The organism is Streptomyces sp. NPDC029138, assembly GCF_055564375.1.
In genome coordinates this window covers 112136-125069 of sequence record NZ_JBVHWM010000010.1, presented here as the reverse complement: position 1 = coordinate 125069, position 12934 = coordinate 112136, and the positions used below count along the sequence as shown (strand labels likewise).

10 protein-coding genes are annotated in these 12934 nt (G+C 74.7%); 8 read left to right on the top strand and 2 right to left on the bottom strand.

Annotation, left to right across the window (positions count from 1 at the left end; genetic code table 11):
* Nucleotides 1-16: 16 nt before the first annotated feature.
* The 3 genes from ACZ4WH_RS12390 (at nt 17) to ACZ4WH_RS12380 (ending at nt 3095) form a co-directional block, all read left to right on the top strand.
* Nucleotides 17-1171, top strand: coding sequence for a sensor histidine kinase (locus ACZ4WH_RS12390; RefSeq protein ID WP_468179423.1), 1155 nt, complete (start codon nt 17-19; stop codon nt 1169-1171).
* 14 nt (nt 1172-1185) lie between these two features.
* A complete protein-coding gene (locus tag ACZ4WH_RS12385; protein WP_468179421.1) occupies nt 1186-1842 on the top strand; it encodes a response regulator in 657 nt (218 codons plus the stop codon).
* Nucleotides 1843-1940: 98 nt separating this feature from the next.
* A complete protein-coding gene (locus tag ACZ4WH_RS12380; RefSeq protein WP_468179419.1) occupies nt 1941-3095 on the top strand; it encodes an ROK family transcriptional regulator in 1155 nt (384 codons plus the stop codon).
* 124 nt (nt 3096-3219) lie between these two features.
* Here ACZ4WH_RS12380 and ACZ4WH_RS12375 read toward each other — a convergent pair whose 3' ends face one another.
* Nucleotides 3220-3981, bottom strand: coding sequence for a GntR family transcriptional regulator (locus tag ACZ4WH_RS12375; RefSeq protein WP_468179417.1), 762 nt, complete (start codon nt 3979-3981; stop codon nt 3220-3222).
* Between the two features lie 266 nt (nt 3982-4247).
* A complete protein-coding gene (locus ACZ4WH_RS12370; protein ID WP_468179415.1) occupies nt 4248-5132 on the bottom strand; it encodes an RNA polymerase sigma-70 factor in 885 nt (294 codons plus the stop codon).
* A gap of 121 nt (nt 5133-5253) precedes the next feature.
* Here ACZ4WH_RS12370 and ACZ4WH_RS12365 point away from each other — a divergent pair, with 121 nt between their 5' ends.
* The 5 genes from ACZ4WH_RS12365 to ACZ4WH_RS12345 all read left to right on the top strand — a co-directional run bounded on the left by ACZ4WH_RS12365 (nt 5254) and on the right by ACZ4WH_RS12345 (nt 12836).
* Entirely contained in the window at nt 5254-5907 is a 654-nt protein-coding gene (locus ACZ4WH_RS12365) for an NADPH-dependent F420 reductase (protein WP_468179413.1), read from the top strand.
* Nucleotides 5908-6018: 111 nt separating this feature from the next.
* Nucleotides 6019-6849 (top strand): alpha/beta fold hydrolase, encoded by an 831-nt coding sequence (locus ACZ4WH_RS12360; RefSeq protein ID WP_468179411.1) that lies wholly within the window; start codon nt 6019-6021, stop codon nt 6847-6849.
* A 117-nt stretch (nt 6850-6966) separates the two neighbouring features.
* Entirely contained in the window at nt 6967-8553 is a 1587-nt protein-coding gene (locus ACZ4WH_RS12355) for an alkaline phosphatase D family protein (protein ID WP_468179409.1), read from the top strand.
* Between the two features lie 165 nt (nt 8554-8718).
* Complete coding sequence (locus ACZ4WH_RS12350; RefSeq protein ID WP_468179407.1) at nt 8719-10128, top strand: SWIM zinc finger family protein; 1410 nt, start codon at nt 8719-8721, stop codon at nt 10126-10128.
* Nucleotides 10125-12836: a DUF7824 domain-containing protein gene (locus tag ACZ4WH_RS12345; RefSeq protein WP_468179405.1), complete on the top strand. Its 2712-nt coding sequence runs from the start codon at nt 10125-10127 to the stop codon at nt 12834-12836. Before ACZ4WH_RS12350 ends, ACZ4WH_RS12345 begins: the two co-directional genes overlap by 4 nt.
* The last annotated feature ends 98 nt before the right edge of the window (nt 12837-12934 follow it).

Below are 12934 nucleotides of genomic sequence, written 5' to 3'. Positions count from 1 at the left end.
CTGCGACGATGAGGTCATGGCTCGCTTTCTGCGCCCGCTGCTGCGCGGGACGACGTACACGCGCCTGCTGCATCTGTGGGTGCCGATGCTGGTGGTCAGCGTCTGGCTCTTCGTCGTCCCGTCGACCCCCTGGGTGCCCGCGCTGTTCCTCGTCCCGCTCGGTCTCGTGCCCGCGGTGCGCAGGGGCGAGGGCGTGCAGGCGCGGCTGCTGCTCACGCCCGGCGAGCCGGAGCCGGGTATCTCCGAGGCGCCGGCGGCGACCTGGCGGGACCGGCTGCGTACGGTGCTGTGGCTGGAGCTGCGGATGCTGCTCGGTGCCGTGACCGTGTTCGTCTCGGTGTGGCTGCCCATCCTCTGTTTCGAACTGGCGCGGTGTGCCTGGGCCGAGGCGCCGTCCGGGGTCCCGCTGCTGGACCGGCTGCCGCCGCACCCCGCCTGGGCCCTGCTGGCGCCCCTGCCGCTGCTCGCCCTGTACGGGGTGGTCGTCGGGCTCGGTGAGCTGGTCACGGCCGGTGCGCGCCGACTGCTCGGGCCGTCGGCGGCCGAGCGGCTGGCCACGCTGGAGGAGCGCACCGAGCAGTTGCTGGAACGCACCCGGATCGCACGGGAGTTGCACGACTCGATCGGGCACGCCCTGACGCTGGCCGTGGTGCAGGCGGGTGCGGCGCGGGCAGCGGGCGATCCGGAGTTCACCGACCGGGCGCTGGGCGCCGTCGAGGAGACCGGCCGGGCCGCGCTGGAGGATCTGGAGCGGGTGCTGGGCGTGCTGCGAGAGGCCGAGCGGCCGGTGAGCGCGCGGCCCACGCTGGCCGACGCCGGCCGGCTGCTGGAGTCGGCGCGGGCCTCGGGGGCGAAGATCGACGCGGAGGTGACGGGTCCGGTGGAGGCCGTGCCGGGCCCGGTGTCCCGCGAGGGCTACCGCATCCTCCAGGAGGCGCTGACCAATGTGCTGCGGCACGCGGGAGCCGTGCCCGTACGGGTCCGGGTCGCGGTGGGCGACGGGACGCTCGCCCTGGAGGTCCGCAACCCGCTGCCGGGAGCGATACCCGGCCCCGGGCGTGGCAGCGGACTGCGGGGCATACGGGAGCGGGCCGCCCTGCTCGGGGGCGCCGCCCGGACCGGCCCGGACGCGGGCGACTGGCAGGTCCGCGCGGAGCTGCCGGTCGGCTGATCTACGCTGACCGGATGCCGGTCACCGTACTCCTCGTCGACGACGAACCCCTGGTCCGCGCGGGTCTGCGGGCCGTGTTGGAGGCGCAGCCCGACATCGAGGTGGTGGGCGAGGCGGCCGACGGCGCGGCGGTCATCCCGCTCGTGCGGCAACTGCGGCCGGACGTGGTCGCCATGGACGTGCGGATGCCCTTGATGGACGGCATCGAGGCCACGCGCGCGGTGCTGCGCACCGTGGCGGAGCCGCCGAAGATCCTGGTGGTGACCACCTTCGAGGACGACGAGTACGTGTACGAGGCGCTGCGCGCGGGCGCCGACGGGTTCCTGCTGAAGCGGGCGCGCCCCGCCGAGATCGTGCACGCGGTGCGGCTGGTGGCGGAGGGCGAGTCGCTGCTGTTCCCGGCGTCCGTACGACGCCTGGCCGGCCGGTACGGCGACGGCGCCCGGCCGGCGCGGGCCGCGCTGGAGCGTGCCCGGCTCACGGAGCGGGAGGCGGAGGTGCTGCGGCTGATGGCGCGGGGGCTGTCGAACGCGGAGATCGCAGCCCGGCTGGTGGTGGGCGCGGAGACGGTGAAGTCGCATGTGAGCGCCGTCCTGGCCAAGCTCGGCGCGCGCGACCGCACCCAGGCGGTGATCGCGGCCTACGAGTCCGGGTTCGTGGAGCCGGGGTGATCGAACGGCCCGGCCGCGCGCGGAACCTGGCACTCGCCGGGGATGGACCGGGCCGAGTACGATCCGGCCAACACGCCCGCGAGCTGGGAGGACGGACGGTGGGGCAGCTGACCGGTGGCGATCCCTCGCTGCTGCGAAGGATCAATTCCGCGGTGGTGCTGCACGCGCTGCGTGCCACGGACTGCGCGACGCTCACCGAGATCACCCGCGTCACCGGACTGTCCCGGCCCACCGTCGAGGGCGTCGTGGAGGGCCTCATCGAGGGCGGCCTCGTCGTGGAGGCGGCGGCCGACGACGGCGGTGCGCGGCGGCAGGGGCGGCCCGCCCGGCGGTTCCGGTTCCGGGCCGAGGCGGGACATCTGCTGGGCCTGGAGATCGGCCCGCACCGGGTCGCCGCGCTCCTGTCCGACCTGGACGGGCGGGTGCTGGGCGCGCAGGCCAAGGAGGTCGGCGAGACGGCCCCGGCGGACGAGCGGCTGGACCGGCTGCGCGGGGCGGTCGCCGAGCTGCTGCGCCGGGCCGGGGTCGCGCGCAGCTCCCTGCGGGCGGTGGGCGTGGGCACGCCGGGCATCGTGGAGGCGGACGGCACGGTACGGCTGAGCACGGCCCTGCCGCAGTGGACCGGCCTGAAGCTCGGCGAGCGGCTGAGCCGTTCCTTCCGCTGTCCGGTGCTGGTGGAGAACGACGCCAACGCGGCGGCGGTCGCCGAGCACTGGAAGGGCGCGGCGACCGAGACGGACGACGTGGTGTTCGTGCTGGCCGGGCTGAGCCCGGGGGCCGGTTCGCTGATCGGCGGGCGGCTGCACCGGGGCTACGGCGGGGCGGCCGGGGAGATCGGCGCGCTGCATCTGCTGGGCCGGGAGGCGACGCCGGAGGCGCTGCTGTCCACCACCGACGAGCCGCTGCACCCGCTGGACGAGCAGGCGGTCGCCGAGGTGTTCGCGCTGGCGCGCAAGGGTGATCAGCGGGCCCGTGCGGCCGTCGAGCGGTTCATCCAGCGGCTGGTGCACGACGTGGCCGCGCTGGTGCTGGCGCTCGATCCCGAGCTGGTCGTGATCGGGGGCTGGGCGGCCGGTCTGGACGGGGTCCTGGAGCCGCTGCGGTGCGAATTGGCCCGCTATTGCCTGCGGCCGCCCCGGGTGGCGCTGTCACTGCTGGGGGAGGCGGCCGTGGCCACGGGGGCACTGCGGCTGGCTCTGGACCATGTCGAGGAGCAGCTGTTCGCGGTCGACGGCACGGTGACGCGGCGCTGAGCGTGGTGCCGGGAGGGCGCGGGTCGTCGTGCCACTGCGGCGGCGAGGTGGCCGGTCGCGCCCGCGCGGCGGAGCCGCACGGGTGATGCGGCCCCGCGCCCCTGGGCCGGCTGTCCGCCCGGCGTCAGGAAGCTCGCTTCTCCGGGTCGTGGTGTATTTCCACCCCGGCCGATTCGCCGAAGGTGAGCCGGCAGGTGTCGGCGCGGTAGGTCGCCACCGACAGTGCCGCGGTGCGGCCCTGGGCGAAGAAGCGGGTGGTGACGACGAGGACGGGCGAGCCGGGGAGGCGGTCGAGTTCCTTGGCGTCGTCCGCGCGCGCGGAACCCAGCTCGACGGCGCGGTCCTCCCCCTCCAGCGGCAGGTGCTGCACCTCGCGCAGCACCGCACGCGCGCGTGCGGCGCCGGACGGGGCGTCGATCGCGGTCAGGCCGGGCACGGAAGCCGCCGGGATGTAGAGCAGTTCGGTGGCGACCTGCTGGCCGTGGGACATGCGGGAGCGGCGGACGGTGTGGACGGGCTCGTCCGCTCCGGTCTCCAGGGCCGCGGCGACGGCGGCGGGCGGTGGTGCCTGGACGCTGTCGACGGGCTGCCAGGCGTCTCCGGGGGCGCCGGGCCAGGCGTGCTGTTCGGTGCCGACGGCCACGCCCACGCGCGGGGGCGCGACGGTCGTACCGACCCCGCGACGGCGCTGTAGCCGGCCCTCCAGCTCCAGCTGTTCGAGTGCCTGGCGGAGCGTGGCGCGGGCCACGCCGAAGCGGGCCGCCAGATCACGCTCGTTGGGCAGGATCTCGCCGACCGAGAACTCGGAGTCCAGTGCCTCGGTGAGCACGGTCTTCAGATGCCAGTACTTCGGTTCCGGTACCGATTCCAGCTGCGTGGTCCCCACCCTGTCCTCCGCAAGAGCCGTGGTCCGGCGGTTTTTAGCGCCCTTGTTTATTAAAGGTTGTTGCACTTCTCTGCGACCATAGGGCGGCCGTCACCCTTGGTCAAGACCAATCCTCGGTCCCTGCGCGAACGGACAGGGGACCTGCCCGCGCAGCGTTCACGCAGCGTTCGTGTGCGGCGGTGTGTGTGACATCGCGGCAAAGAGCCTGTCGCACGGCGGAGCCCCCGCCGGACGACGGGGGCTCGGGCACGCGGCGGGTCGGTGGCTCAGTGGCCGGTGAGGTGCCGCAGCTTGTCGGGGTTGCGGATGATGTAGACGGCGGTGATGCGGCCGTCGGCGACATCCACCTGGAAGAGGCTGTCGGGCTTGTCGCCGGAGAGGACCAGCAGGGCCGGGCCGCCGTTGGCCTCCAGGAGGCGGTAGGACATGTCCGCCGGGGCCGAGCGCGCGACGCCGACGAGGAAGCGGCCGACCTTGTCGGCGGTGTGCAGGACGCGCACCGGCGCCTTGGCCTTGCCGCCGCTGTCGCCGACCAGCCGGACGTCCGGGGCGAGCAGGGACATCAGCCCCTCCAGGTCGCCTCCGGACGCGGCGGCGAGGAAACGTTCGGTCAGGTCCCGGCGCCGCACGGGGTCGACCTCGTAGCGGGGGCGTCGTTCCGCCACGTGCCGGCGGGCCCGCCCGGCGAGCTGCCGTACCGCCGGCTCGGCGCGGTCGAGCAGCGCGGCGATCTCGGCGTAGGGGTAGCCGAACGCCTCGCGCAGCACGAACACCGCGCGCTCCAGGGGGGACAGCGACTCCAGGACGACCAGGACGGCCAGGGAGACGGTGTCGGCGAGCACCGCGCGGTCCGCGGTGTCCGGGGCGGTGTCGGCGAACTCGGTGAGGTACGGCTCCGGCAGCCACGGCCCGACGTACGCCTCGCCGCGCGACTGCACCTGGCGCAGCCGGTCGATGGCCAGCCGGGTGGTGACGCGCACCAGATACGCGCGCGGTTCGCGGACCCCCGCGCGGTCGGCCTGGTACCAGCGCAGCCAGGCCTCCTGGACCACGTCCTCGGCGTCGGCGATCCGGCCGAGCATGCGGTACGCGACGCCCATGAGGAGGGGCCGGTGCTCTTCGAAGAGGTCGGTGGCGAGGTCGGCGGTCACGGGTCCATCCCAGCCGACACGCCTTTCGCTGTCCACCCGGAATACCCGGCTCCAGGAGCGGTCCGGATCACAATGACCGCGGACCGCCGGCGGCCGGCGGCCGGTGACCGTGAGGTGGGCGATGCGGTACGCGGTGCTGGGCACGGGCGAGGTGGGCCGCACCCTGGCCGGCCGGCTGCTGGAGCTGGGACACGAGGTGACTCTCGGGTCGCGGACCCGGGACAACCCGATGGCGGTGGAGTGGGCCACGGCCGAGGCGGGCCGGGCGCACGCGGGGACGTTCGCGGACGCGGCCGCGGCGGGCGAGGTGGTCGTCAACGCGGTGGGCGGCCGGGTGGCGCTGGACGCGCTGGAGGCGGCGGGCGCGGAGCACCTGGCGGGCAAGGTGCTCGTGGACGTCTCCAATCCGCTGGCGTTCGAGGACGGGCAGCCGCGGCTGGACCCGGTGGAGTCGGACAGCGTGGCGGAGCGGATCCAGCGGGCGTTCCCGCACACGCGCGTGGTGAAGACGCTGAACACCGTCAGCTGCCAGGTGATGGTGGACCCGGGACGGGTGCCGGGCGTGCACCATGTGTTCGTGTGCGGCGCGCACGCCGGCGCCAAGCAGCAGGTGACGGAGCTGCTCGGGGAGTTCGGCTGGCCGGCCGACCGGGTGCTGGACCTGGGCGGCATCCGCTCGGCACGCGCGGTGGAGATGTATCTGCCGCTGCGGCTGGCGTTGTTCGGCCGTTTCGGGAACGCCGACTTCAACATCGAGGTGCGCCGGACGCGTTGAGGACCGTACGCGAGTCCGTACGACGGTGTGGGACCCGGGGGCTACCAGCCGGTAGCAATTGCTGACAAGCTGTCTACGGCGTCCGCCGGCAGCCCAGACGAGGAGCACCCCATGTCCGCCACCGTCTCCTTCACGGTCCCCACCCCGCACGGCCCGCGCGATGTGAGCGTGTCCTACGCGCGCGTGGGCCGCGGCGAACCGCTGGTCCTGCTGCACGGCATCGGCCATCACCGGCAGGCCTGGGACCCGGTCGTGGACATCCTGGCCACCGAGCGGGAGGTGATCGCCGTCGACCTGCCCGGCTTCGGCGCGTCCCCGGAACTGCCGCAAGGCCTGGCCTACGACCTGCCCACCACCAACTCCGTGCTCGGCGCCCTGTTCGAGGCGCTGGAACTGGAGCGTCCGCATGTCGCGGGCAACTCCCTGGGCGGCCTGCTCGCCCTGGAGCTGGGCCGGGAGAAGCTCGTACGGTCCGTCACCGCCCTCTCCCCCGCCGGTTTCTGGTCCGAGGCCGAGCGGCGGTACGCCTTCACGGTGCTGCTCACGATGCGGGGCATCGCCCAGCGGCTTCCGCTCCCGCTGGTGGACCGGCTCTCCCGCACGGCGGCCGGCCGCACCGCGCTGACCAGCACCATCTACGCCCGCCCCGCGCGCCGTTCGCCGGAGGCGGTGGTCGCCGAGACCCTCGCGCTCGTCGGGGCCACCGGTTTCGAGGCGACCCTGCGGGCGGGCGCCACCGTCCGCTTCACCGACGACCTGTCGGGCCTGCCGGTCACGGTGGCCTGGGGCACCCGGGACCGGATCCTCGTACGCCGCCAGGGCGTCCGCGCCAAGCAGCTCATCCCGCACGCCCGGCTGGTGCGGCTGCCCGGCTGCGGCCACTGCCCGATGAACGACGACCCGGCCCTGGTCGCGCGGGTCATCCTGGACGGCAGCCGCTGAGCACCGCTGACCGCCCTTCGGCCGGCTGGAGTTCACTTCCGGTTCGTGTGCGCGCCGCAGCGCCCCAGTAGGTGTGGCTCTGCACACTGGCCGGATCCCGTCCCTGGAGGCGCAGCCATGTCCCACCGTCCGCTCCCCGGTCGCCGCAGCGTTCTGCGCGGCTCCCTCGCCGCGTCGGCGGCCCTTACCCTGCCCGTGGGCCTCGGCGCGGCCCCGGCGTTCGCCCGCTCCGGACGCCCCTCGGCGGGCTGGGGCGTGCAGACCGGTGACGTGACCTCCGACGGCGGTCTGGTGTGGGTGCGTTCGGACCGGCCGGCCCGGATGATCGTGGAGACCTCGGCCACCGAGTCGTTCCGCGACCCGCGCAGATGGCACGGCCCGCTGCTGGGCGCCGACACGGACTTCACCGGCACCACCCGGCTGCACGGGCTGCCCTCCGGTGAGCAGATCCACTACCGGGTGCTGCTCGCCGACCCGGACGACCCGCGCCGCACCGGCGAGCCCGTGACCGGTACCTTCCGCACGGTCCCCCGGCGCCGCCGGGACGGCGTGCGCTTCCTGTGGTCGGGCGACCTGGCCGGCCAGGGCTGGGGCATCAACCCCGACCTCGGCGGCTACCGCATCTACGACGCGATGGCGAAACTGGACCCGGACTTCTTCCTGTGCAGCGGCGACAACATCTACGCCGACGGCCCGATCACCGCCACCCAGGCGCTGCCGGACGGCAGCACCTGGCGGAACATCACCACCGAGGAGAAGTCGAAGGTCGCCGAGACCCTCGCCGAGTACCGGGGCAACTTCCGCTACAACCTGCTCGACGCCAATCTGCGCCGGTTCAACGCCCAGGTGCCGTCGATCATCCAGTGGGACGACCACGAGGTGCGCAACAACTGGTACCCGGGCGAGGTGATCGCCTCCTCCGACACCCGCTACACCGAGAAGAGCATCGACGTCCTCGCCGCGCGCGCCCGGCGGGCGTTCAGCGAGTACTTCCCCCTCTCCACGCTGCGCCCCGGCACCAAGGAGGGCCGCGTCCACCGGGTGCTGCGCCAGGGCCCGCTGCTGGACGTGTTCGTGCTCGACATGCGGACCTACCGCAACGCCAACTCCACCGACGACCAGACCGTCGACCCGCAGGGCATCCTCGGCCGGGAGCAGCTGGAGTGGCTCAAGCGGGAGCTGGCCCGGTCGCGTGCGGTGTGGAAGGTGATCGCCGCTGACATGCCGCTCGGTCTCGTCGTACCGGACCCGGTGGAGAACAAGCCGAACTTCGAGGCGGTGGCCCAGGGCGACCCGGGCGCGCCGCTCGGCCGTGAGTTGCAGATCGCCGAGCTGCTGCGGTTCATCAAGCACCGGCGGATCACCGGCACGCTGTGGCTGACGGCGGACGTGCACCACACGTCCGCCCAGCACTACCAGCCGTCCCGGGCCGCGTTCACCGACTTCGAGCCGTTCTGGGAGTTCGTCTCCGGACCGCTGAACGCGGGCGCCTTCCCGGCGAGCGCGCTGGACGACACGTTCGGTCCGGAGCGGGTGTTCGTAAAGGCGCCGACCGCGTCGAACGTCTCGCCCGCGGGCGGGTACCAGTTCTTCGGCGAGGTCGACATCGACGGGGACAGCGGCGAACTGACGGTACGGCTGCGGGAGCAGGACGGCACCGTGCTGTTCACGCGGACGCTTCAGCCGGGTCGGGTCGGTCAGTAGACCGTACCCGCGGGTCCGCCCACGACGTCCCGGACGTTCGGGCCGGGCCGAGCACCGGTGTCACCCGCCGGTGCGCGTCCCGGCCCCCGCGCTCGCCAACCTCCCTAATGGCGAGCGTATTCGCAGGTCAGGCCGATTGTCAGTGGTCGCCTCTACGGTTTTTCCATGACGCGATCTCTACAGGCCGTGGCCTATCGGCGACCCTCCGCGCTGCACTCCTCGGCGGACGGGCGCCGGCTCGGGCTGGAAACGTCCCGGGGCGCCACCCCCACGGGTGTGAAGGACCATCCCCGTTTCTTCACGGGCTTCCTGACCTCGCCTCAGATCGCCGCGGCGGCCCTGCTGGCCGTCGCCGACGTGGCGGCGGCGCGCTACTACCAGCCGCAGCTGCGCGCCTCGCTCGACCCCGTCGTGACGGGCAACGGCGACCGGCTGCGCTTCGAGTCCTTCTCCGGCTGCGGCGGGGTGTACGCGCGCCTGGACGTGCTCGCCCCGGGCCTCGACGGCGGCGAGGTGGGGCACGGCACGACGAACGTCGACGTCAACGACCCGCTGCGCGAGGCCCTGTCCCGGCTCGGCACGGACGATCCGCTGCATCTGCGGGTCGGCCCGGGCGAGCTGGCGGTGACCACGCTGGACGGCCCGGTCGTGGAGAAGAAGGTCCCGCTGCCCGACCGGTGGCTGCGCGGCTTCGCCGAGGCCCAGGTGATAGCGGCCGGCTTCGACCTGCGGGCGGAGCTGCCGGCGGACGAGGCGGTGCGGTTCCTGCGCGGCCTGCCCGGGCCGGGCGGGGGACGGCGGGCCCCGGGCGGGCCGCGCTGGGTGGTGCCGGTGGGCCGGGGGCTGCGGCCGACGACGCGGGCGGTGCCGGGTGCGGTCTGCCTGCCGGGCCCGGAGCGGCTGGCGGCGCTCCAACGGGTGCTGCGGCACGCGACGGCCCTGCGGGTCTACGGCCCCGCGCGCGGCGGTGGCGGTACGGCGGCGTCGGCCGCCGCCTGGGAGGTCGTCCTGCCCGGGATGCGGCTCACGCTCACCCTGTCCCCCGACGCCTCGCGCGGCTTCTCGGGCGAGGGCGGTGTGCTGGACGCGCTCGCCACGGAGGAGGCCGCCGGGGACGCCGAGCTGATCGCCGTGCTGCTGGCCTGGGAACCCCGCATCGAGGTGGCGGGCCTCGCGTCGGCCTCGGGCCTGCCGCCCGAGCGGGTGCGCGCGGCCCTGGCCCGCCTCGGCACCTCGGGCCGGGTCGGGTACGACACGGCGGAGGCGGCGTACTTCCACCGGCAGCTGCCCTACGACGCCGCGCGCGTCGAGCGGCACAATCCACGGCTTCGCTCGGCGCGGGCCCTGGTGGCGGCGGGTGCGGTGGCCCTGGACGGCGCGCTGGCGACGGTGACCGCCGAGGACGGGCACGCGCACCGGGTCCGGGACGAGGCGGGCGTGCTCAGTTGCAGCTGTCTGTGGTGGGCGAGGTACCGGGGCGGGCGCGGGCCGTGCACGCACGCGCTGGCGGTGCGGATGGTGCGGCGGGGCGCCGCGACGGGTCAGGACATGGCGATCGACGGGGGTGTGCGATGACCGCGCTGACGGAGGCGGTACGGGCCGGGAGCACGGCGGACGCGCTACGGCTGGTGACAGGCATGACGAACGCCGAACGGCGGGTTTGCCTGGCCGAGTTGAAGGAGCTGCGCAAAGAGCTGCGCGGCGTTCCGGTCTGGGGGAACGGGACGGAGCGGGTCCGCCGGGCGCTGCACCTGGCCGGGGCCGCCTGCCACACGGGAGCCGCGGCGGCCGCCGCCTGGCTCGCGGCGAGCGACATGCGCTGGAGCCAGGCGCCCGCCGACGCGCTGCTGCGCGCACTGGAGTCCCGGGACGCGGGCTGGCTGGCCGACGTGGCCCACCGGCTGGCGCGGCGCCCCGCCTCCACACGCGTGGGGTACGAGCTGATGGCGGGACTGGTCAGCCGGGCGGGATGCGAGGTGCCGGTGACGGACGCCTATGTGATCGGCTGGGTCCGGCACATCAGCGGCCGGAGCCTGAGCCAGGACGGCATGGCCGCTTTGCTGCGCCGTGAGCAGCACCTCGCCCCGCTGGTCGGCGGGCTGTTCACCCTCTCGGACGTCGGCGAGGCCCGCTGGCTGCTCGAGGAGGGACCGGGCTGGTGGCAGAGCTCCGTGGCGGCACTGGCCGGGGAAGGCCTCCTGGACCGGACGCCGCTGATCGACGCCTGCGTCGCCCGGCTGCTGCGCGGCGGCGGCCCCACCGACCACCGGATCTTCCTGCCGTTCCTGACGGAACTCGCGCTCACCCGGGAAGAGGAGCGGGCGCGGATACCGGACTGGACGGCGCTGGCCCGCGACGCGGCCTCCCCTGTCGCCTCCCACGCGCAGACGGTGCTGACCGCCCTGGCGCTGGACGGTGACCTGACGACGCGCCAGCTGGCCGAGGCCTCCGCAGGCCTGCTGTTCCGTAAGGAGAAGAAACTCGTGCGGGCCCAGCTGGTCCTGCTCGGCAAGGTGCTCGCCCGCGACCTCCCCTCGGCGGCGCGGCTGCTGCCGGTGGTGGCCCAGGCGTTCGGGCACGAGGACACCCAGGTTCAGGAGCGGGCGCTCAAGCTCGTCGAGCGGCACGTGAAGCGGCTCGACTGTGCGGAGACGCGGGGGGAACTCGCTGCCGCCTCCGGTCAGTTGACCCCGGTGCTGCGCGCCCGGGCCGCCGCCGCGCTGGGTGTCGCCGCGGTCGCTGCCGAGCAGGTGTGCGAGGAGGTGCTGCCGCCCGCCCCGGAGCCGGTACGGCTGGAGCCGGCCCCGGCGACAGTGGAAGAACTGGCCGAGGAGCTGTCGGCGCTGCTGGTCTCCGGCGGTGACGTGGCCGCGTTCGAGCGGGCGCTGGACGGTCTGGTGCGCCGCGCCTACGCGGACCCGGACGCGCTGCGCGAGGCGCTCGCACCGGTGATCGCCCGCCGCTGGTGGGCGGCGGACGAGCCCCGTCAGTGGCCGCGCGTGGACGACATGTTCAGCAACACCCGCTACGGCACCATCGACGCCCAGGACGGCCTCGATCTCCTCCTCGCGACCTTGCACGGCAAGGTGAGCACGGCCACCCTCCACGCGGCGACACGGCAGGGCCCGAAGGAACGCGAGTGCGCGCACGGCGGACTCTCCCGGGTCTTCGACGCCCGGCTCCGCGAGGTGGCCTACCGCCTGCGCACCGAGCCGCTGCCGCTGCTCCTGGCCACGCCCACCTGGAGCACGGGCCTGCTGGAGCCGGCGGAACTGGTGGACCGCCTCGCGGAGTACCGGCGCCTGGACGCCCGGGTCGGCGCGATGGACTTCGCCCAGGCTCTGCTGCGCGTGCGCAGGGGCGACCGTGCCGCGGCCGAGGAGGCGGCTGCGCGGGCGAAGGCGCTCGGCACCCGGGAGGGCGGACGGCTCGCCCGCCGGCTGACCACCGGCACCCCGGCTCCGGGCGACCGGCTCGCCCACGGGCCGCGTTCGGGCACCACCGCCGCGGACCCGGCCCGGCGCCGGACCAAGGGGGTGCGGATCCTCGTGGAGCTGGGGGAGATCCCGGAACTTCAGGCGGGCTTCCCGCAGGAGTTCCGCCGGCTCGGCCGGCCGCTGTCCGTCTTCACCGACCGCCGGCACTGCTCCCACTGGAACGAGGCGATACGTCCGCACTGGCTGGCCGTCCTCCCGGAGCGGCGGGAGCTGGTCGCGGCGCGACTGCTGCCCGACCTGGCCGCGACGGCCGTCGACGACGACCGCGGCGCCGCCGTGCTTCCCCTGCTCGCCGAGGCGGACGGCGCGGCGGGCGAGGCCGTCCACCTGTGCGTGGCGTACGGACTCGGCGCGCGGCAGCAGGAGGACCGGCTCGCCGCGGTGGACGCCCTGCTGGTGCTCGCCGCGCGGGGACAGCTCGACGCGGTGCGGCTGGGCACGGATCTGGGTGAGCTGGTGGGGCGGGGCGCGGTGAAGCCGCAGCGGCTGGCCGAGTCGGCGCGGACCGCGGCGGCCACGGGAGCGCATACGACGATGTGGGAGACACTGCGGTATGCCCTGCCCGTTCCGCTGGCGGGCCTGTCGACGGCCCGTCCGGAGGCGGCGGCCGTGGCGGCCCGGGGCCTCGGTGATCTGCTGGCCGTCGCCGCGGAGTGCGCCGAACGGTCCGGCGCGCGAGGAGACGTGCCGCATCTCGCGAAGACCGCCGCCCGTGCCGGCTCCTCCCGCCTGGTCACCCAGGCTCGGCGGCTGCGGGACGCCCTGGGCGTGGAGGTGGCCGCCTGACCCCGACCGCGACGCCCGCGACCACTCCCCCACCCCCACCCGCTCCCGCGCTCCCCGCCAACAATAGAAAATGCAACAAAAAGGACGGAAGCATGCTT